General features: G+C 64.9%; 17 protein-coding genes. 7 read left to right on the forward strand and 10 right to left on the reverse strand.

Going from position 1 to position 20169, the window contains the following annotated elements:
* Position 1: 1 nt before the first annotated feature.
* A complete protein-coding gene (locus BLQ71_RS02755) occupies positions 2 to 2041 on the reverse strand; it encodes a hybrid sensor histidine kinase/response regulator (RefSeq protein WP_074620618.1) in 2040 nt (679 codons plus the stop codon).
* Between the two features lie 192 nt (positions 2042 to 2233).
* Here BLQ71_RS02755 and ilvN point away from each other — a divergent pair, with 192 nt between their 5' ends.
* A complete protein-coding gene (gene ilvN / locus BLQ71_RS02760; protein ID WP_043138735.1) occupies positions 2234 to 2794 on the forward strand; it encodes an acetolactate synthase small subunit in 561 nt (186 codons plus the stop codon).
* Between the two features lie 48 nt (positions 2795 to 2842).
* Here the strand turns inward: ilvN and BLQ71_RS02765 are convergent, their stop codons facing one another.
* Positions 2843 to 3163 (reverse strand): hypothetical protein, encoded by a 321-nt coding sequence (locus BLQ71_RS02765; RefSeq protein ID WP_069086674.1) that lies wholly within the window; start codon positions 3161 to 3163, stop codon positions 2843 to 2845.
* 286 nt (positions 3164 to 3449) lie between these two features.
* On the opposite strand from BLQ71_RS02765, the gene BLQ71_RS02770 reads away from it, so the two are divergent.
* From BLQ71_RS02770 to BLQ71_RS02780, 3 genes are all read left to right on the forward strand, one after another.
* Positions 3450 to 4211, forward strand: a complete 762-nt coding sequence (locus tag BLQ71_RS02770; protein ID WP_043139126.1) for a helix-turn-helix domain-containing protein — start codon at positions 3450 to 3452, stop codon at positions 4209 to 4211.
* A gap of 118 nt (positions 4212 to 4329) precedes the next feature.
* On the forward strand, positions 4330 to 5490 hold the full coding sequence (locus tag BLQ71_RS02775; RefSeq protein WP_043138730.1) for an aromatic ring-hydroxylating oxygenase subunit alpha: 1161 nt from the start codon (positions 4330 to 4332) through the stop codon (positions 5488 to 5490).
* Positions 5487 to 5699 carry a hypothetical protein gene (locus BLQ71_RS02780; RefSeq protein ID WP_172429916.1) on the forward strand — a complete coding sequence of 71 codons (213 nt, stop codon included), beginning with the start codon at positions 5487 to 5489 and terminating at the stop codon, positions 5697 to 5699. Before BLQ71_RS02775 ends, BLQ71_RS02780 begins: the two co-directional genes overlap by 4 nt.
* 42 nt (positions 5700 to 5741) lie before the next feature.
* Here BLQ71_RS02780 and BLQ71_RS02785 read toward each other — a convergent pair whose 3' ends face one another.
* From BLQ71_RS02785 to BLQ71_RS02805, 5 genes are all read right to left on the reverse strand, one after another.
* Entirely contained in the window at positions 5742 to 6545 is an 804-nt protein-coding gene (locus BLQ71_RS02785) for a DUF2189 domain-containing protein (RefSeq protein ID WP_074620619.1), read from the reverse strand.
* A 238-nt stretch (positions 6546 to 6783) separates the two neighbouring features.
* Complete coding sequence (gene prfB, locus BLQ71_RS02790; RefSeq protein ID WP_043138724.1) at positions 6784 to 7908, reverse strand: peptide chain release factor 2; 1125 nt, start codon at positions 7906 to 7908, stop codon at positions 6784 to 6786.
* 134 nt (positions 7909 to 8042) lie between these two features.
* Positions 8043 to 10571, reverse strand: coding sequence for a penicillin-binding protein 1A (locus BLQ71_RS02795; RefSeq protein WP_074620620.1), 2529 nt, complete (start codon positions 10569 to 10571; stop codon positions 8043 to 8045).
* A gap of 101 nt (positions 10572 to 10672) precedes the next feature.
* Positions 10673 to 11878 (reverse strand): N-acetylmuramoyl-L-alanine amidase, encoded by a 1206-nt coding sequence (locus BLQ71_RS02800; protein ID WP_074620621.1) that lies wholly within the window; start codon positions 11876 to 11878, stop codon positions 10673 to 10675.
* 71 nt (positions 11879 to 11949) lie between these two features.
* Entirely contained in the window at positions 11950 to 13107 is a 1158-nt protein-coding gene (locus BLQ71_RS02805) for a pyridoxal phosphate-dependent aminotransferase (RefSeq protein ID WP_074620622.1), read from the reverse strand.
* A gap of 57 nt (positions 13108 to 13164) precedes the next feature.
* Here BLQ71_RS02805 and BLQ71_RS02810 point away from each other — a divergent pair, with 57 nt between their 5' ends.
* The 3 genes from BLQ71_RS02810 to BLQ71_RS02820 are packed head-to-tail and all read left to right on the forward strand — an operon-like array spanning position 13165 to position 15719.
* On the forward strand, positions 13165 to 14493 hold the full coding sequence (locus tag BLQ71_RS02810; protein WP_074620623.1) for a M48 family metalloprotease: 1329 nt from the start codon (positions 13165 to 13167) through the stop codon (positions 14491 to 14493).
* Between the two features lie 24 nt (positions 14494 to 14517).
* The gene (locus tag BLQ71_RS02815; protein ID WP_043138713.1) at positions 14518 to 15297 is read left to right on the forward strand and encodes a DsbA family protein; all 780 of its coding nucleotides are present in this window, start codon (positions 14518 to 14520) and stop codon (positions 15295 to 15297) included.
* Complete coding sequence (locus BLQ71_RS02820) at positions 15294 to 15719, forward strand: hypothetical protein (protein ID WP_074620624.1); 426 nt, start codon at positions 15294 to 15296, stop codon at positions 15717 to 15719. The genes BLQ71_RS02815 and BLQ71_RS02820 overlap by 4 nt, the downstream gene beginning before the upstream one ends.
* A 6-nt stretch (positions 15720 to 15725) precedes the next feature.
* Here the strand turns inward: BLQ71_RS02820 and ispG are convergent, their stop codons facing one another.
* The 3 genes from ispG to hemA all read right to left on the reverse strand — a co-directional run bounded on the left by ispG (position 15726) and on the right by hemA (position 20130).
* The gene (gene ispG, locus BLQ71_RS02825; protein WP_074620625.1) at positions 15726 to 16850 is read right to left on the reverse strand and encodes a flavodoxin-dependent (E)-4-hydroxy-3-methylbut-2-enyl-diphosphate synthase; all 1125 of its coding nucleotides are present in this window, start codon (positions 16848 to 16850) and stop codon (positions 15726 to 15728) included.
* 92 nt (positions 16851 to 16942) lie between these two features.
* Positions 16943 to 18781 carry a helix-turn-helix domain-containing protein gene (locus BLQ71_RS02830; RefSeq protein ID WP_074620626.1) on the reverse strand — a complete coding sequence of 613 codons (1839 nt, stop codon included), beginning with the start codon at positions 18779 to 18781 and terminating at the stop codon, positions 16943 to 16945.
* Positions 18782 to 18906: 125 nt separating this feature from the next.
* Positions 18907 to 20130, reverse strand: a complete 1224-nt coding sequence (gene hemA, locus BLQ71_RS02835; RefSeq protein WP_043138704.1) for a 5-aminolevulinate synthase — start codon at positions 20128 to 20130, stop codon at positions 18907 to 18909.
* Between the last annotated feature and the right edge of the window lie 39 nt (positions 20131 to 20169).

Consider the following 20169-nt stretch of genomic DNA (forward strand, 5'->3'; position numbering starts at 1 on the left):
GTCAGCCGGCAACCCTTGTCCCATCCCCGCCCTCCAGCTGCGTGGCGATGGCCTGCATCAGGGTCGAGCTGCGCACAGGCTTGCTGAGGAACCCATCCATGCCGACAGCCCGGGCCTCTTCGCGGTCCTTCTCGAAGGCGTTGCCGGTCAGCGCGATGATTGGCCGGTGAGGCCACCCCCGCAGCCGGGCGGTCTCGCGGATCATGCGGGTGGCATCCAGTCCGTTCATCACCGGCATCGAAAGATCCATGAGGACAAGATCGAAACGGTCGGGATGAAAAAGCTCGACCGCCGCGCGGCCATCGTCGACAAGGGTGACCGCGGCGCCCCGCCGTTCCAGCAGCTTCTGGGCGACTGCCTGATTGGTGCGGTTATCCTCGGCCACGAGGACGCGAATGCCGTCCAGCCGCATCTGAGCCAAGGCTAGGGGTTCCGACAGCGGTTTACCAGACGCAACCGCAGGCAAGGGCAGATCCACAACAAAGACCGACCCGACACCCGGATCGGACCGGGCGGAAATTTCTCCGCCCATCGCGTCGATCAACCGTTTGGAGATGGTCAGCCCCAGCCCGGTCCCCTCAAAGGCGCGGTCGCGCCCCTGGTGGACCTGCTCGAACGGGTCGAATATCGCGGACAGCCGATCCGCGGGGATGCCTATACCCGTGTCGGCAACCGCAAAGCGCAAATTGCCACCCGAGGGCGCCACCCGTGACAGGTGCAGGGACACCTCGCCCGCGACCGTGAACTTGATTGCATTGCCCATCAGGTTCATCAGCACCTGGCGGATTCGCAACGCATCGCCAGCCACGACCCCGGGAACATCCGCATCCACGGTGCAGCGCAGGCCCAGCCCCTTTTGCCCGGCCAATGGCACCAACAGGTGTCGCACTTCCTCGACCAGCGACGCCGGGGCAAAAGGCGCCTGTTCGATTTCCAGGCGGCCGGCCTCGACCTTGGAGAAATCGAGGATGTCCGAAATCAGCGAGGTCAGGGCCAGCGCGGCACTGCGTATCGTAGCGACATAGTCGGCCTGCTCGGCACTGAGATCGGTTTCGGTGAGCAGGTCCGCCATGCCGACGATGCCATTCATCGGGGTCCGGATCTCGTGGCTCATGTTGGCGAGAAAGCTGGACTTGGCCTTGTTCGCCACATCCGCCGCATCCCGCGCCGCCCGCAAGGCGGCGTTCTGGTTGCGCAGGTCGGTGATGTCGGTGTGGACCAGCACATGCCCGCCCGAGGGGCGCGGCGTGGCCTGCAGGTAGAAACTTCGCCCCGAATCCGGGATGCGCAGCATCACCTTTTCCCCTGCGCTCAGCATCTCCTGCACTTCGACGTGAAACTGTTCGTCCCCGGTCGCCTTGTTCCAGGCGATCAGCTGGTCGATGTGATCGCGAAACCGCATGCCCACGGGAACGTCGCCGTTGCCCAGACCGTGCAGGCGCAGGTACGCGGCGTTGACCCGCAGGATGCGGTTTTCCGGATCATCGATCCTTGTGCCGCTGGTGACAAGCAGCCCCTCGCCCATGCCCTCGACGATTTCCGTCAGCAGGCGATTGGTTTCGGTCAGCTCGGCGGCCTTGGCGACAAGACTCTGTTCCAGCGCGGCGGTGCGGCGGTTCAGACCTGCGATCAGGGAATCGGCGACCTCGGCCTTGCGCAGCACATCGCTGATGTTGAGCGTGATGCCGTGATAGCCGGCGAACCGCCCGTCGGCGTCGTGCAGCGGAACGGCACTGTCCATCAGGACCGCCCGGCTGCCGTTGACCAGCACGCGTTCGTAGCTGAGGCTGCGGATTTCCTGGCCCGCGCGCATCACCTGCATCAACCGGTCGATCCCGGCCTGGTCCTGACCCTGTCCCTCTGGCGACAGGATACGCAGGCCAATCAATTCGTCGGCGGTCATGCGCAGGCCCGAATGGCGGATGTTCACGTAGCGCAGCCGGAAATCGGCATCCGCCTGCCACGTCCATGCCGGCATCAGGTGGATCACGTCCGACCAGATCCGGGCGTCTTTTTCCGTGTCGGAGTCCGTGGCGGGCATCAAGGCGGCTTTCCAGTGGGCAACGCGCCCGGGGCGCGGCGGAACCGGCGTAGCGCGAAACGATTGACAGGCCATTAAATGCCGTGGGGACGGCCTTTTGCGCCGCTCTCTTCTGGTCAAAGCCCTCGATCTTGGCTAAACCTTCCGCGGCCCGTCGCCCGGCGGGCCGGCACTCCTCAGAAAGGCCCAGAGATGTCAGCACTCAAGATCAAGAAAGGCTCGAGCAAGCACTCCGCCTACAACCTCCGCCCGAATTTCTCGGACGTGCAGGAGACGCATACCGTCGCCGTGCTTGTAGAGAACGAGCCGGGCGTGCTGGCGCGCGTGATCGGGCTGTTCTCGGGGCGTGGCTACAACATCGACAGCCTGACCGTGGCAGAGGTCGACCATGAAGGTCACCTGAGCCGGATCACCATCGTCACCAGCGGCACACCGCAGGTGATCGAACAGATCAAGGCACAGCTGGGGCGTATCGTCTCCGTGCGCGACGTGCACGACCTGACGGTCGAAGGCAAATCCGTCGAGCGCGAACTGGCCCTGCTGAAGGTTGCGGGATCGGGGGACAAACGCGTCGAGGCCCTGCGGCTGGCGGATATCTTTCGTGCCAATGTCGTCGACTCGACGCTGGAAAGCTTTGTCTTTCAGCTGACGGGTACGCCCGACAAGATCGACGCCTTCGCCGACCTCATGCGCCCGCTGGGCCTGACCGAGGTCGCGAGAACCGGTGTGGCCGCGCTGGCACGCGGGGCCTGAAGGTTCACAGAAGCGTGGCCTGGATCCGCTGGATCCCGGCCCGCCGTTTCAGCTGGCGCGACGCGCCTCCGGAAAGCTGACAACATTGCCCGTGGGCGCGGTTTTGGCCGGGCCGCGGGTTTTCAGTTCATGGACGATGGCCGGGGCAAAGCCCGCATCGACCCGACGCAGGTTGCGCGCCCTGCGAACGTCCCGCTCTTCACGCAGGTCGAACTGGATCAGGTCCCCTGCATCGAGGTCCAAACAGTCGTGCAGGTTCTGCTCCGCTGCCGTGTAATAGGCGAGATTGCCGTGGTCCTCGCACCAGATCACAGCTTTGCTGTCACTGGCATCCGCCCACAATACAACGCCAAACATCTGATCTTGCATTAGTACACCCACTGATGGTCGCCTGTTCAGGGTGAAGGAATCCTTTCCAAGCCGACAGATTATTTTCCGTGTCGCCTCCTTGATTTTTGTGGCGCAAGACGTCACTTTTGGCGCCAATGAGCATCAACACTGACGCTACTTCGCATCAAGAGCCGCCACAGGTTCGGGTCAAAAGGTTAAAATGCTGCACTTCAAAGGCACTACGGGACAGGATCGCGACAACATGGCGGAAAGAATTGCCACAAATTCGACCAAGCGAGGCCCGACGCCGTCCGAACTCCGCAGCATGCTTGGCGCCAACCTGAGACAGCTGTCACAACGCGCGCCATCGATTTCGGCCCTTTGCCGCGAGCTGGGGATCAACCGCACCCAGTACAACCGCTACCTGGCCGGCGAGAGTTTCCCGCGGCCGGACGTGCTGCATAGGATCTGTACCTATTTCAACGTCGACGCGCGCATCCTTCTGGAACCCGTCAGCGACATCAGCGGCGGCAATGCCAGCATCTTCAACAACCCCGCGATCTCGGATTTCCTGGGCGGTGCCACCCGGCCTGTCGGGGAAGAGGACTTTCCCAGCGGGTTCTATCGCTTCGCGCGGCGCAGTTTCCTAGACGAGAACATGTTCGTGCGCGGCCTGATCTACGTGTTCCGCAATCGCCAGGGCACCTTTCTCAAGGGGTTCGAAGCCAAGGATGCGATGCGCCAGCAGGGTCTGCCCACGGATCCCGCCACACGAGAATTCCGCGGCGCGGTGATCCCCCAGGAAGACGGCATTGCCGCCCTGGTCAGCCGGCATGGCTCGATCACCTCCTCCTTCAACTACCTTGCGCGCATCCCGTCCTTCGAGAACAACTTCTGGGCCGGCTACGTGACCCGCACGGTCCGCGAGAACGTCGCCGGAAGGCGGGTTGAACGCCTGGTCTACGAGTACCTCGGCAGCAGGATGAAGGATGTCCTGCCCGCGGCGCGCAGCTCGGGCTTCTGCCTTGAATCCGACCTGCTGACCTACCAGCGCAACCTGCTGAAACCCGGCGAACCCTTCGTCTAGAACCCACCGGCGCCATCCAAGGTCGCTTTGATACAATCCGTGTCGGGTTTGTTCGGGACAAGAGCGCATTCTGCAACTAACGCGGAGTCCAATCCACGTCAGCAGAAGGCCTTTCCCCATGACCATTGCCCCGACCGATCTTGACAGCGTCCGCCGTCCCGTCGCCCAGGCCAATGGCCTGCCGAATGCGCATTACATCGACCCGGTCGTCTTCGCCGAAGAGCGCGACGCGCTGCTCTTTTCCCAGTGGGCCGGACTGGCCGTGGCTGCGGACGTGCCGGAGAACGGCGATGCAAAGCCGATCACCTTCCTCGGCATGCCGCTCCTGCTGCTGCGGGGCCGCGACGGCGCCGTGCGCGTGTTCCAGAACATCTGCCGCCACCGCGGAATGATCCTGGTCGAGGAAGCCCGCAAGATCGAGGGCGCGATCCGCTGCCCCTACCACTCGTGGTGCTACGGCTCCGATGGCCGCCTCGTCAGCACGCCGCACGTGGGCGGCCCCGGTCACAACACTCACGAGGCGATCGACCGCGCGACGCTTGGCCTGATCGAGGTCCGCAGCCACATCTGGCGCGACGTGGTCTGGATCAACGTCACGGGGGATGCGCCGGCCTTCGAAGAGGCGATGAGCGACGTCATGACCCGCTGGGCGGAGTTCGAACAGCCGGTCTATCACGGCGGCGCCGACAGCACGATCACGCTGGAAGTCCAGACCAACTGGAAACTTGCGGTCGAGAACTACTGCGAGAGCTACCACCTGCCCTGGGTCCACCCCGGCCTGAACTCCTATTCACGGCTCGAAGACCACTACAACATCGAACAGCCCGGCGCCTATTCCGGCCAGGGCACGCTGGTCTACCGGCAGGTCACAAACGAGAACGGAGAGCCCTTCCCCGATTTCGAGGGGATCAGCGACAAGTGGGACACCGCCGCCGAATACATCGCGGTTTATCCCAACGTCCTCTTGGGCGTGCACCGCGACCACGCCTTTGCCATCGTCCTTCTGCCCGAGGGACCGGGCAAGACGGTCGAGAACATCCATCTCTATTATTCCCAGCCCAAGACCGACAGCGGGCTGCGGCAGCGCAACACGCAGCTGTGGAAGACGGTGTTCGAGGAAGACATCTTTGTCGTCGAGGGCATGCAGCGCGGGCGCTACGCCTCGGGCTTTGACGGCGGCCGGTTCTCGCCCGCGATGGACAGCCCCACCCACTGTTTCCATGATTGGGTCGCCGCCAAGATACAGACCCACCGCAGCCTGTCGGACGCGGCCGAATGATGGCGCTGGACGATATGCTGCTCGCAGCGCATGCGGCGGATGATCGCCCTGCGCTGGTGGGCCTGTACGCGCAGGCGGCAGAGACGGTGAACGACCTGGATGCCGCCTGTTTCTACCTGACCCATGCCTATGTCTTTGCGCTGGAGCTGGGTGACACGCGCGCCACGGCCCTGCATGCGCGTCTCAAGGCCGAGGGGCGCGAGGCCTGACAACATGGCTGAGAGGGGCTGCCAGGCGCCTCTCAGCCACCATTAGGCCACCGCATGCGCCTCGGCCTCGTGCCGGGTGCCATAGGCAATCATGTCGTACAGGTGCCAGGTGGCATGCCCCAGCAGCGGCAGCGAGACGAACAGCCCCAGGAACCCGGGCAGCATCGATACCAAGGTGACCGCCGCCACGAAGACGGCCCAGGCGAACATCGGCACCGGGTGCTTCTGGACGTAGCTGAAAGAGGTGATCATCCCGGTCACGAAATCGATGTCCCGGTCCAGCAGCATGGGCAGCGACAGCACCGAGATCATGTAGAGCACAACCGAAAAAACCGCGCCGACCCCGGTGCCGACCGCAAGCATCGTCAGCCCGTTGGCGGTGAAATAGATGTCCAGCGAGCTGGAGACATTGGTCATCGTCGACAGGCCAAGGAACAGCGCAAAGATCATGTGCGCAAGGAAGAACCAGAACAGGAAGATCACCAGCACCACCGCCCCCAGCCAGGGCAACTGCCCGCCGCCAGAGCGTTTCACCACGCTCAGGATCTGCATCCAGTCCAGGGGACGGTCCTGCTCGATCCTGCGGCTGACATCGTAGAACCCCACCGCCGCAAAGGGCGCAATCAGGGGAAAGCCGATGGCCGCGAAGACCAGCCAATAGCTCTGCCCAGTGATCCAGGTGATCCAGGCCATGAACCAGCCACCCAGGACGTAGACAGAGGCAAAGAGCAGGGCAAAGCCCGGCGCGCGACGCAGGTCGCTCCAGCCGCGCCGCAGTGCCTCGCGCAGCATTGCCGCGTCGACGGGGCCTAGAACCGGAACACCGGGCTTGGGGGTATCGGGCATCGCTTTCCTCCTACCGAGCCTTTCCTCCGGCATTCAGTAAAGGAGATATGACCCGCGCAGGCAAGAACAGGTTTGGCGCCGACGCCATTGGCACACGCGCAGGCGGACGATTGGACGACCCCACACTCCAGCGCTGCGCCTTGGCCGCGTCAGGCGCGCGGCCCGGCTTCTTTGGTTTGAAAAATACCTCGGGGGGCGCCGAAGGCGCGGGGGCAGCGCCCCCTCCCACCGCCGAGGATCAGTCCTCGGCCTGGGCGTCCGCGCGGCTCTTGCCTGCCACGTTCATCGCCAGGGTCGCCGCCATGAAGGGGTCAAGGTCACCATCCAGAACGCCAGAGGTATCGGCGGTCTCGTAGTTGGTGCGCAGGTCCTTGACCATCTGGTAGGGCTGCAACACGTAGGACCGGATCTGGTTGCCCCAGCCCGCATCCCCCTTGGCCTCGTGCAGGGCGTTGACCTCGGCGTTCCGTTTGTCCAATTCCAGCTGGTAGAGCCGCGATTTCAGCGCCTTCATGGCGATGTCCCGGTTCTGGTGCTGCGACTTTTCCGACGAGGTCACGACGATCCCCGTGGGCGCGTGCGTGATCCGCACCGCCGAGTCGGTGGTGTTGACGTGCTGACCACCGGCGCCCGAGGACCGGAAGGTGTCGATGCGGATATCCGCCGGGTTCACTTCGATCTCGATGTTGTCGTCGATCACCGGGTAGGCGCCCACGGCGGCGAAACTCGTCTCGCGCGTCCCTTTGCCGAAGGGCGAGATGCGGACCAGCCGGTGCGTGCCCGACTCGGACTTCAGCCAGCCATAGGCGTTCGGCCCCTTGATCTGGTAGGTGGCGGACTTGATACCCGCCTCGGCGCCAGCCTGCTCTTCCTGCAGGTCAACCTCGAAACCGCGCTTTTCGGCCCAGCGGACGTACATCCGGGCCAGCATCTGCGCCCAGTCGCAGGCCTCGGTGCCGCCGGCACCCGCCTTGATTTCCAGGAAGGCATCGTTGCCATCGGTCTCGCCGTTCAGCAGCGCCTCGAGTTCCTTCTTGGCGGCCTTGTCGACCAGCGCGGCGATCGCCGCCTCGGCCTCGGAAACGACTTCCTGGTCGTCCTCCATCTCGCCCAGTTCGATCAATTCGATCTGGTCGGCGAGATCCTGTTTCATGGCCGTGTAGGTTTCCATCGCGTCGACCAGCTGCTGACGCTCGCGCATCAGTTTCTGCGCCGCCGCCGGGTCATCCCAGAGGTTCGGGTCCTCGACCCGGGCGTTGAATTCCTCCAGCCGGTGCTGGGCCGTGCCCCAGTCCATGCGCTGGGCCAGCAGGTCGAGCGATTTCTCGATCTTTTCCACGTGGTTCTGGGTCTCTGCGCGCATGTCTTATGGTCCTGTCTCGGTCCTCTCGGGTGATGCGTGATAGCAAGGGGCAAGCGGACGGGCAAGCCGGGGAACGGCAGGGCGGACCGATTGAGCTCGGTGCCCGGCCCTGCCCGTCCTCGCGGACGAGTATGTCAGTACAGCCCGCCAGAGCTGAGCGTGCCAAAGCCCGCCTTTGGTCCCACGATGGCCTTGTCGCCGGTCGAGGTCGTGACCTCCTGCGCGACGGTCGATCCGTCCGGCTGGATCACGTCAAAGGTCCCCGAGATCGCAAAGCCGCCGTCGAACATCACGCCGAAGATGGGCTCTTCGCCGAGGCGGAAGCACTCGGAAACGACGTTGGGGCCGCTGGCATCGTCCGGCAGACGCGCGCCAGAGAAACGGTCGATCTTGATGAACTGGCATTCCTCGGGAACCTTGAAGTTGCCGCCCCCGTATTTCTTGACAGCTTCCTTCATGAATTCGTTGAACACGGGGCCGCACATGCCGCCCCCCGAGGCCCCGCGGCCCAGGGACCGCGGCGTGTCGTAGCCGATGTAGCAGCCCGCCACGATGTTCGAGGTGAAGCCGACGAACCAGACATCCTTGGCGTCGTTCGTGGTGCCGGTCTTGCCCGCGGTCGGCACGCTGAGGTTGACGGTACGCGCGGCGGTGCCACGCTCGACGACGCCGCGCATCATCGAGGTCAACTGGTAGGCGGTGACGGCGTTCATCACCCTTTCACGCTCGTCGGCGATACGCGGCGCCTGCCCCTCCGGCAGGTCCGGGTTGTCGCAATCGACGCAGACCCGTTTGTTGCCAAAGACGGATTCATGCGAATAGACGGTGGTGCCGTAGCGGTCCTGAACCCGGTCGACCAGCGTCGGTTCGACCCGCTCGCCACCGTTGGCGAACATGGCATAGGCGGCGACCATGCGGAACAGGGTCGTCTCGTCCGCGCCCAGCGAGTTCGCGATGGACAGGCCCATGCGGTCGTAGACGCCGAATTTCTCGGCATAGCTGGCGACGATGTCCATGCCCACTTCCTGCGCGAGGCGGATCGTCATCAGGTTCCGCGACCGTTCGATCCCGGTGCGCAGCGGTGTCGGGCCGTAATACTGGTGAGAGGCGTTCTTGGGGCGCCAGACGCCGGCACCGGTGTCCACCTCGATCGGGGCGTCGACAACGATGGTCGCGGGCGAATAGCCCGAATCCAGCGCCGAGGCATAGACGAAGGGCTTGAAGCTCGACCCCGGCTGGCGCATCGCCTGCGTCGCCCGGTTGAAGACCGAGTTCTGGTACGAGAACCCGCCCTGCATGGCGATGACGCGGCCCGTGTGGGCGTCCATCGCCATGAAACCGCCCTGCACTTCGGGCACCTGCCGCAGGCTCCAGCGGATGAAAGCACCGTCGCTGTCCTGGGTCATCTGGCGGACATGGATCACGTCGCCGGGTTCGAAATTGTCGAAAAGACTGCCCTTGAACCAGTCGGTGTCGGATCGGGGCACGGTCATGCCGCGTGGATCGTCCAGAGCCACGTCCTCGATCCCAAGGAGCAGAGAATTGTCGCGCACCTCGCGCACCACCGCCACGTGCCAGGGGTGTTCCAGCTCGATGTCGCGGGCCACGCGCAGGTCGGCCAGGGCTTCGCGCCACTTTGCCTCGTCGCCCAGGGTATCGGCCGGAATCGTCTTGCCGGTGCCGCGCCATTCCCCGCGCGAACGGTCGTATTGTTCCAGCGCGCTGCGCAGCGCCTGGGCTGCCTTCCCCTGCATCTCGGGGTCCAGCGTCGCGCGAACGGAATACCCGCCGGAAAAGAACTGTTCCTCGCCAAAGTCGCGGCTCAACTGGCGGCGGATCTCGTCGGTGAAATAGTCACGGGGTGGCAGCGACCGCTGGTAAGGTTCGAAATCGCCGTTCTGAACGGATTTCAGCGGCATCGCGACCTCGGCCTGATAGGTGGCCTCGTCGATATACCCGTTCTCGAACATTTCCTTCAGCACGAAATCGCGCCGTTCGCGGAGACGCTCCTTGCGGCGCACCGGATGGTAATCCGACGGCGCCTTGGGCAACGAGGCCAGCGTCGCCGCCTCATGCGGGGCGAGTTCCGACAGGGTCTTGTTGAAATAGACCTGCGCGGCGGCGGTGACGCCGTAGGCGTTCTGGCCCAGGAAGATCTCGTTCAGGTACAGTTCAAGGATCTTTTCCTTGTCCAGCGCGCCTTCGACGCGGCTGGCCAGGATGATCTCCTTGATCTTGCGTTCAACGCGACGGTCGCCCGACAGAAGAAAGTTCTTCATCACCTGCTGGGTGATCGTCGAGGCGCCGCGCGTGTTCCCGCGTGCAGTGTCGATGGCCGCCGACACGATGGCGCGCGGATCATAGCCATTGTGGGTATAGAACGACTTGTCCTCGGCAGAGATGAAGGCATGCTTGACCATGTCCGGGATTTCGCGCGCGGGCGTGAACAGGCGCCGTTCCTGCGCGAATTCGTCGATCACGCGGCCCTCGGCGGAATAGATCCGGCTGATCGTCGGCGGCGAATACTGCGCCAGGTGTTCGTGGCTGGGCAGGTCGCGCCCGTACATCCAGAACACGGCCCCGATGGTCAGCGCGACCATCATGGCGCCCATTGTCACGACCGAGAAGATCGCCCCGAAGAAGGAAAAGATGAAACGCAGCACATGCGGCTCCCGCTACCCGACTGAAGCCGTGTTTATAGCGCATAAGGGCATGGGTCAAAACACATCGACGCGCGCCGGGCGGCGGTTTGCCGAAAGGCGCCCTATTGCCGTCGCAGGCGCGACAGGGCCTCGTCCTCCAATGCCCAGGCCGCGATCCCGTCCCGCAGGCCGCGCGCCATGCCCGATCGCCAGACCGGGTCCTGCAGGTTGCGCAGGTCCTGTTCCGTCGACAGGAACCCAAGTTCGACCAGCACGGATGGAATGTCAGCCGATTTCAGCACCGAAAAAGCCGCCTGACGCAGCGGGTCCTTGTGCACATGGCCCAATGAGCCGTCGATCCCGGCGACGATGTGTTCGGCCAGCGCCTGGCTGCGCGGCGTATTGTCGAGCCGGGCCAGATCCATCAGGATCTGGGCGACCCTGTCATCGGTTCCGGTCAGGTCCAGCCCCGCCAGCAGGTCGTCCCGGTCGTGCCGTTCGGCCAGGGCCGCCGAGGCCGCGTCGGACGCCTCTTCGGCCAGCGTGTAGACTGCGGCCCCATGCGCCACACCCTCTTCCAGCGCATCCGCGTGCAAGGAGATGAAGAGGTCCGCCCCGACCTCATGGGCATATTTCACTCGCCCTTCGAGAGAGACAAAGCGATCCTCCTGCCGGGTCAGCCGCACATCGTAGTCACCCGACCGCAAGAGGATCTCGCGCAGTTCCAGCGCGAATGTCAGCACCAGGTCCGCCTCTGTCACGCCATCCCTCTGCGCGCCGGGGTCGATGCCTCCGTGCCCCGGGTCAAGGACGATGGTCAGGGGGCGGTCCGGGTCCGGGACAGAGCGGCGGGCCCGCGGGCGGGTCTGGACCCAGGACGGATCGGCCGGCGGACCGGCGGTGTTGGCAAAGCGCTCGGCATCACCCGGTTCCAGTTGCAGGGCGAGTTCGGCACCCGCCCCATCGGGCAGAACGCGCATGCCGGCGCTTTGCACCAGCATCGGCTCTGCCAGTTCAGCCACCAGCCGCGACCAGCCGGGGCGAAACAACCCCATCCGCAGGGCACTGATCCGGTCGCTCTGGTCCAGCTCGGCGGGATCGGCACCTTGCCAGTCGACCTCGGCGAAGTCCAGCACCAGCCGGTCGGGCTCTGTCAGGGTGAACACCCGCCAGGGCACGCCCTGCGACAGGGTCAGCGTCAGCTCGGTGCCGCCGAACCGGCGATCCTCGATCCGCCCGTCGATCAGCCGGGCGAGCCCGGCATCCTGCGCGGCGGCGCTGCCGGCCCAGAGGCTCAGCGCCATCAGGAAAGTAAGAAATCTGCTCATCTGCCCCGGTTCCGGTGTTTGCCGCACTCTAGGGGCATCCGGCCAGGTCGATCAATCCCGGACGGACCGGTTCAGGCGGCGCCCTGCCCGCGTGCGGCCATGAAGGCCCCGAGCCGCGCAAGCCCTTCCTTGATCTCCTCGGTCGACTGGGCATAGGCAAAGCGCAGCGTGCCGCCCCCCCGCACCGGGTCGAAATCCAGCCCCGGCGTCACGGCCACGCCCGCCTGGTCCAGGATCTCGCGGGCAAAGGCTCGGCTGTCATTGGTCAGATGGCTCACATCCGCGTAGACGTAAAAGGCCCCGTCCGGCGGCGCGATCCGATCGAAGCCAATCCGCGGCAGGCCGTCCAGCATCAACTGGCGATTGCGCGCATAGACGGCCAGGTTTTCTTCCAGCTCGTCCTGTGCGTCCAGCGCCGCAAGCGCCGCAACCTGGGCGGCATGTGTCGGACAGATGAACAGGTTCTGGGCCAGGCGTTCGAATTGGCGGACCATGTCCTCGGGCACCACCAGCCAGCCGATCCGCCAGCCGGTCATCGAGAAATACTTGGAGAAGGAGTTGATCACCACGACATCGTCGCTGATTTCCAACGCCGAGACCGCGTCCTTTTCATACTCGATCCCGTGATAGATCTCATCCGACAGAAAGGCCGCGCCCCGCGCCTGGGCGTCCGCGATCAGGGCGGCCAGTTCCGGCTTTTCCAGCATCGTGCCGCTGGGATTCGCCGGGCTGGCAACCAAAAGCCCCTCGTAGTCGATGCCGGCGAGGTCGCTGGGCGTGGGCTGATAGCGGTTTTCCGCCGAGCACTGCACCTCGACCGGGGTCACGTCCAGCGCCTTGAGGATCTGCCGGTACGACGGGTATCCGGGCGCCCCCAGGGCCATCCGGTCGCCCGCATCGAACAGCGCGGTAAAGGCCAGAATGAAGCCGCCGGAGGACCCTGGCGTGACCACCACCCGGCCCGGATCCAGGTCGATCCCGTACCACTCATCATAGAGTTTCGCGATGCGGGCGCGCAGTTCCGGCAGCCCAAGCGCGACGGTGTATCCCAGAGGATCGTTTTCCATGTCGCGCGTCAGGGCGGCGCGGGCCGCGGCGGGCGCAGGGGTGCCGGGCTGGCCCAGTTCCATGTGGACGATGCTGCGCCCGCCGGCCTCTGCCAGGCGTGCCGCTTCCATCACGTCCATCACGATAAAGGGATCAACCGCGCCCCGCCTTGAATTCCGCATGCCTGCCTCTCTACTGTGTCGCCAGTGAGGCTTACGAGCACAAGGAGCAGCCCGTCAATGATACGCCACACGATCCTGTCCCGTCTGACCGCCCTGGTCATGGCTCTGTCCATTCTGGCAGCAGTTCCGGCCCAGGCGGCCACCACGCTGTTGCGCGACGCGGACATGGAATATGCGCTGCGCCAGCTTGCCGCGCCCATTCTGACCGCCGCCGGCCTCAGCCCGCAGCAGGTCAAGATCATCGTGATCGACGACGGGTCGCTGAACGCCTTTGTCACCGATACGCGGCATATCTTTCTGCATTCCGGCCTGATCATGCGGCTGGACAGTGCAGAGGCTTTGCAGGCCGTGATCGCGCACGAGGCCGCGCATATCGCCAATGGCCATATCGCGCGCCGGCTGGGCAACCTGCGGGCCGCGCGCACCGCCGCTGGAATCGGGATGGCGCTGGCCGCTGCCGCCGCGGCGGCAGGGGCCAACAGCCAGGCCGCCGCTGCCGCCGCCATCGGGTCGCAATCCTCGGCCATGCGGCTGTTCATGTCGCATACCCGGGCCGAGGAATCCGCCGCCGACATCTCCTCTGTCCGGTTCATGATGCGCGCGGGTGTCGATCCGCGCGGCGCGCTGGAGGTGCAAAAGCTCTTTCGCGGGCAAGAAGCCCTGTCAGTCGGTCGCCAGGACCCCTACATGCGCACCCACCCGATGACCCGCGACCGCCAGCGCGCGCTCGAGGCGCTGGTGGCGGGACAGAAGAGTCCGGGCCGGGATGCCACCGCGCAATACTGGTTCAAACGGGCGCAGGGCAAGCTGACTGCCTTCAAGCGTGCGCCGTCCTGGACGCTACGGCGCCTCAAGGACAGTGGAAGCCAGGACATCGCCCACATGCGCGAGGCCGTGGCCTGGCACCGCCAGTCGAACCTGAAAAAATCCCTCTCCGCCATCGACCGCGCCATCGCGCTGCGCCCCGGCGATCCCTACCTGCTGGAGCTCAAGGGTCAGATCCTGCTGGAGTCGCGCCAGTTCGGCGCCGCCGTCCAGGTCTACCAGGCGGCTGCCAATCGCGCCCCGCGCGAACCGCTGATCCTGGGCGGGCTGGGTCGTTCGCTGCTGGCGACCGGGAACCACCGGCAGGCTCTCAAGGCACTCGAGGCGGCACGCGGACGTGATTTCACCGATGCCCGCGTCTTGCGTGACCTTGCCGTCGCCTATGCCAAGACCGGGCAGCCGGGCATGGCCTCGGTCGTGACCGCGGAACGCTATGCCCTGCAAGGGAGCCTCAAGGACGCAAGGCTGCACGCGGAACGCGCGGTTGCCACGCTGCCCCGCGGCTCTGCCCCGTGGCAACGGGCACAGGATGTGCTAAGTGCGGCGAAACAGGCCAAATAACAGACAACATGATTGGGAGTCCCCATGTTCACCTCGACCAAATTCCTTCGCGGCAGTGCCGCTGCCCTCTGCCTTCTGGCGGCCCCGATGGTGCAGGCCCAGGACGACGGCGGCTTTGATTTCTCGTCCATGACGCCCGACCAGCGCGCGGCCTTCGGGGCACAGGTGCGCGAATACCTGCTGGAAAACCCGCAGGTCATCATGGAGGCCGTCGCCGTCCTCGAAGACCGCGAAAAACAGGCACAGGCGGCGCAGGACGACGCCCTGGTGACCGACAACATGGCGCGCCTTCTGGATGACGGGTTCTCCTATGTCGGCGGCAACCCCGATGGCGACGTCACCGTGATCGAGTTCATGGACTACCGCTGTGGCTATTGCCGCCGCGCCCACCCCGAGGTCGAAGAGCTGATCGCCAGCGATGGCAACATCCGCTACATCCTCAAGGAATTCCCGATCCTGGGCGAGGCCTCGATGGTGTCGTCCAAATTCGCCGTGGCAACGCATATCGTGGCCGGGGATGAGGCCTACAAGGCCGTGCATGATGCGCTGATCACGCTGGAAGGCAACCCGGGCAACGGACCGCTGCGCCGGATCGCGCAGACACTGGGCCTGGATGCCGATGCGATCATGGCCGAGATGGAAAGTGACGAAGTCGCCCGCCGCATCGCGGAAACCCGCGAACTGGCCATTGCCATGAACATCAACGGAACACCCAGCTTCGTCTTCGGCGAGGAAATGGTGCGCGGCTACGCCCCGCTGCCGACCATGCGCCAGATCATCGAAGACCAGCGCGCCGCCGAGTGATCCGGGCCGCGCTTCTGTTTTGCGCCTTCTGCGCCAGCCCCGTGCTGGCGCAGGAGATGACGCTGTCGGAACGGCTGCGGGCGCTGAGCGCGCCAGCACCGACAGATTTCTATGAAGATGAACGCCAGGGCGACCTGGACCTTATCGCAAGCCATGCGCCGGCGCTGTTCGGTGACGGCGGCGCCGTGATCGTCATGTTCAGCGGGCCGGAGTGCGGCAGCTGTGGCACGGCCTGGACTGACTTGCAGGACATGGCCCAGGCGCAGGGGGTCCCGGTGCGTCTGCTGGACACGGATGAGCCCGAAAACGCCGCGCTGATGCAGGCGCTCACGCTGGACACCCTGCCCTCATATGTCATGCGGGACAGGTTGATCCGGGGTGAGATGCCCGCCTTTGTGCTGGGGCGATACCTGGCGGAATGAGGCGGGCTACTCCGCCGCTTCCGCCTGTTCGGCCTCGATGACTTCTGCCCGCTTCTCGACCTCTTCGACGATGTGCTCGATCATCTGGTCGTTGGACATCTTGTGGCTGGCCTTGCCCGCAAGGTAGACCATGCCGCTGCCCGCGCCGCCGCCGGTAAAGCCGACGTCCGTCATCAGCGCCTCGCCGGGGCCGTTCACGACGCAGCCGATGATCGACAGGCTCATCGGCGTCTTGATATGTTCCAGCCTTTTTTCAAGCACTTCCACGGTCTTGATCACATCGAACCCCTGCCGGGCACAGGACGGGCATGAGATGATGTTGACGCCGCGATGGCGCAGGCCAAGCGATTTCAGGATCTCGTAGCCGACCTTGACCTCTTCGACCGGGTCCGCCGACAGAGATACGCGGATCGTGTCACCGATCCCCATCCACAGCAGGTTGCCCAGCCCGATGGCGCTCTTGATCGTGCCGGACATGAGGCCCCCGGCCTCGGTGATGCCAAGGTGGATGGGCGCGTCCGTCTGTTCGGCAAGCTGCTGGTAGGCGGCGGCGGCCATGAAGACGTCAGAGGCCTTGCAGCTGATCTTGAACTCGTGGAAATCGTTGTCCTGCAGGATCTTGATGTGATCCAGCCCGCTTTCGACCATCGCGTCGGGACAAGGTTCGCCGTATTTCTCCAGCAGGTGTTTTTCGAGGCTGCCCGCGTTCACGCCAATCCGGATCGAGCAGTTGTGATCGCGCGCCGCCTGGATCACCTCGCGCACGCGGTCCTGGCTGCCGATGTTGCCCGGGTTGATCCGCAGGCAGGCGGCTCCGGCCTCGGCGGCCTCGATCCCGCGCTTGTAGTGGAAATGAATGTCGGCGACGATCGGCACCGGGCTTTCGCGCACGATCTCCTTCAGCGCGCGCGAGGAGTCTTCGTCGGGGACAGAGACCCGGACAATGTCGGCGCCCGCGTCAGCTGCGGCCTGTACCTGCTTGATCGTACCGGGAATATCCGTGGTGACCGTGTTGGTCATGGTCTGCACGCTGATCGGTGCACCCCCCCCGACGGGGACGTTTCCCACCATGATCTGCCGGGATGTGCGACGATAGATATTGCGCCACGGGCGGACGTGATTGAGGCTCATGCGCTCTGTCCTGTGTTTGCGTTGGTCTCGAGGCGGACACTAGTCCCTGCGCGCGCCACAGACCAGCCCGTGCGCCATCGCGCCGCGTGTCGTTACTGGCCCTGCAGGTCCAGTTCCGCGACGACCTTGGCCAGTGTCTGGTTCCGGGTCAGGTCAGCAACCTGCATCTCGCGCTGGATGTCCCCGGCGGACAAGGCCAGATCACGCCCGAACTGGCCACTGGGCCCATAGGGTCCGTAGGTTTCGCCATTGACGGCAAAAAAGACACCGCCCGCATTGCCCGAGAAGATCGTCGGCGCCTGGTCCGTCTGCGGCACCTGGTAGGTGTCACCCGGTTTCAGCAGGCGTGCCAACAGCTTCTTGCCCGAGGGCGAGGTGATCTCGACCCAGGTTTCCGCTACGGCCACCACCGTGATGCCGGGGGCGCGTTCGGCGGTGACGCGCGGCACGTTGGGCTGCACGGGTTCCGGCGTGGGGGCCGGTTCCGCCACCTCGACAGGTTCGGGCGCAGGCGCGACCGGCTGCGTTGCGGGAACCGAAGGAGCAGGCGCCGCGGCAATGGCCGCCGCAAGAGCGATGCTTTCGGGCCGGGCGACCGGCGGGATGTTCGGTACGTTCCGTGCCAGGTCGGTGGGGATCGGCTTCTGACCGGCGCGCTGCACCGGCTCTGCCCGGGCCACCTGCGGCGCGGCCAGGTTCAGATCCACAAGGACAGAGGCCAGATCGCGGTCCCTGGCCGAATCCGCGACATCATAGCGATCAACGACGTCAGCGCCGGTCAGCGAGATATTGCTGGTGACTCGTCCGGGCTGGCCGGCGGGGCCGTAGGTCCGACCGTCGACGTTGAAGTAGACCGCACCGGATTCACCAACGCGAATGCGCGGGCTGGAGGCATCACGCGGAACGGCAAAAGTCTCGCCCGCGTTCAACACGCGAGAGACCAGCACGCCGTCATTCTCGGACCGGACCTCGACCCAGGCCGGGCGCACGGCGACGACCATGACACCGCTGGCCGCGGCGAGCGGACTGACAAGCGTCGGGCCATCTGTGGATTCGGGGATCACGCCTTCGGCGACCAGGCGGTCCGCCAGGGCGGCGGCAGCCAGTGAACTGTCCTGCACATTCGGCAGACCGCGCGGCCCGCTGCCGGCAAAGACCCCGACCCGTTCGGGGTCGAGGGTCGAGATCGGGGCGTCACGCGCCACAAGGACCGGAACGTCCAGCGCCTGCGGACGATAGAGACGGTCAAAGGCTTCGGTCGTGGGCGGAGTAAAGACCCCGGCCTGCGTGGTTTCATCGCCTTCGTCGCGCGCACTGGGCGCGATGGCCGCCTGCAGCGGATCCAGCTCGCTCAACACGATGGGGGTCTGATCGACCGGCGTGACCTGCACGCGCTGCACCTCTTGCAACACGCGGTAACCACCGTAACCGATGCCACCGATCAGGGCCAACAACACCAGCGACGATCCCAGCGCGCCGGGTTCGACCCGTGACAGGAGGCTGTCATTGGCCGGGGCAAAGGGCATGCGCGGTTCCGCAATGGAATCGCGGTTGCGCGCGCGCGCCTCGTCGTTCTTGGGTTTGCGGATGACAGAGGCCTCTTGCGACATGCCGTGCGCAACGGAAAAGCCGCTTTCCGCACAGAAATGCGCGAATGCCTCATCCGGGTCCATTCCCAGGTAGCGGGCGTAGGATCGGACGTAGCCAGCGATGAACCCCGGCGTGTCAAAGGCGGACGGATCGCAATTTTCGATTGCGGCGATGTAGCTTGCCTTGATGCGCAGCTCTCGCTGCACATCCAGCAGCGACTTGCCCATTGTCGCCCGTTCACCGCGCATGACGTCACCCAGTTTCAGGGTGTAGTCGTCAAAGCTCTGCGGCGACGTGTCGTCGCCGTTGTCGTCACGGTGCTGGGATTTGCGCCCGATCATTGCGAGACTGCCCCATTCTACCCATCAATTATGTGCCTGCCCGGTCCGGGCTGCACGATTCGCGCAACCCGGTTATTGCGGTAAGGCTAACACATCTCAAGCCATTTGACAGGTATTGGCGGGGTTTAGCCGGCGAGTTCAGCGCGATTTAGCGCACAATGACTCCACAATTCGTCCATCGCGCGCACCAGACGATCCATCTCGTCGGGGCCGTGCACCGGCGAGGGGGTGAACCGCAGACGTTCGGTGCCACGCGGAACGGTCGGGAAATTAATCGGCTGCACGTAGATACCATAGCCCTCAAGCAGCATGTCGCTCAGCTGCTTGGTATGGACCGGATCGCCGACAATCACAGGCACGATATGGCTGCCGTGGTCGATGATCGGCAGGCCCATGCCCTTGAGCCGGGTCTTGAGGATCTTTGCCTGGGTCTGGTGCCTGTCGCGCAGCTCCTGGTCGGTCTTGAGATGACGGACCGAGGCGGCAGCACCGGCGGCGACCGCGGGCGGCAACGAAGTCGTAAAGATGAACCCCGGTGCATAAGAGCGCACGGCGTCACACATTTTTGCCGAGGCGGCGATATAGCCCCCCATCACACCATAGGCCTTGGCCAGGGTGCCGTTGATAATGTCGATGCGGTGCATCAGGCGGTCGCGTTCCGCCACCCCTGCCCCGCGCGGACCGTACATGCCGACCGCGTGGACCTCATCGATGTAGGTCAACGCGCCGAATTCATCCGCCAGGTCACAGATCGCCTCGATCGGGCCGAAATCGCCGTCCATCGAGTAGATCGATTCGAAGGCGATCAGCTTGGGCGCGGCGGGATCGTCGGCCTCCAGCTTGGCACGCAGATCGTCCAGGTCGTTGTGCTTGAAGATGCGCTTGGCCCCGCCGTTGCGGCGCACGCCCTCGATCATCGAGGCGTGGTTCAGCTCATCCGAGTAGATGATCAGGCCCGGGAAAAGCTTGGGCAGCGTGCTCAGCGTCGCATCATTGGCGATATAGGCAGAGGTGAACAGCAGCGCCGCCTCCTTGCCGTGCAGGTCCGCCAGCTCGGCCTCCAGCCGCTTGTGATAGACCGTAGTGCCCGAGATATTGCGCGTCCCGCCCGAGCCGGCGCCGGTGGCGTCGATCGCCTCGTGCATGGCTTCGAGGACAACCGGGTGTTGCCCCATGCCCAGGTAGTCGTTGCCGCACCAGACGGTGATCGGTGTCTCGCTTCCGTCCGGCTTGCGCCAGGTGGCATGCGGGAACTGGCCCTTCTTGCGCTCGATGTCGATGAAGGTGCGGTAACGGCCTTCTTCGTGCAGACGGTTCAGGGCGTCATCCAGTTTCGCGGTGTAGTCCACCGGGCTCCTCCTTCTACTTTCGACCCTCGCCAGGGGGCC

It is taken from the genome of Antarctobacter albus, assembly GCF_900101505.1.
Lineage (GTDB): Bacteria > Pseudomonadota > Alphaproteobacteria > Rhodobacterales > Rhodobacteraceae > Antarctobacter > Antarctobacter albus.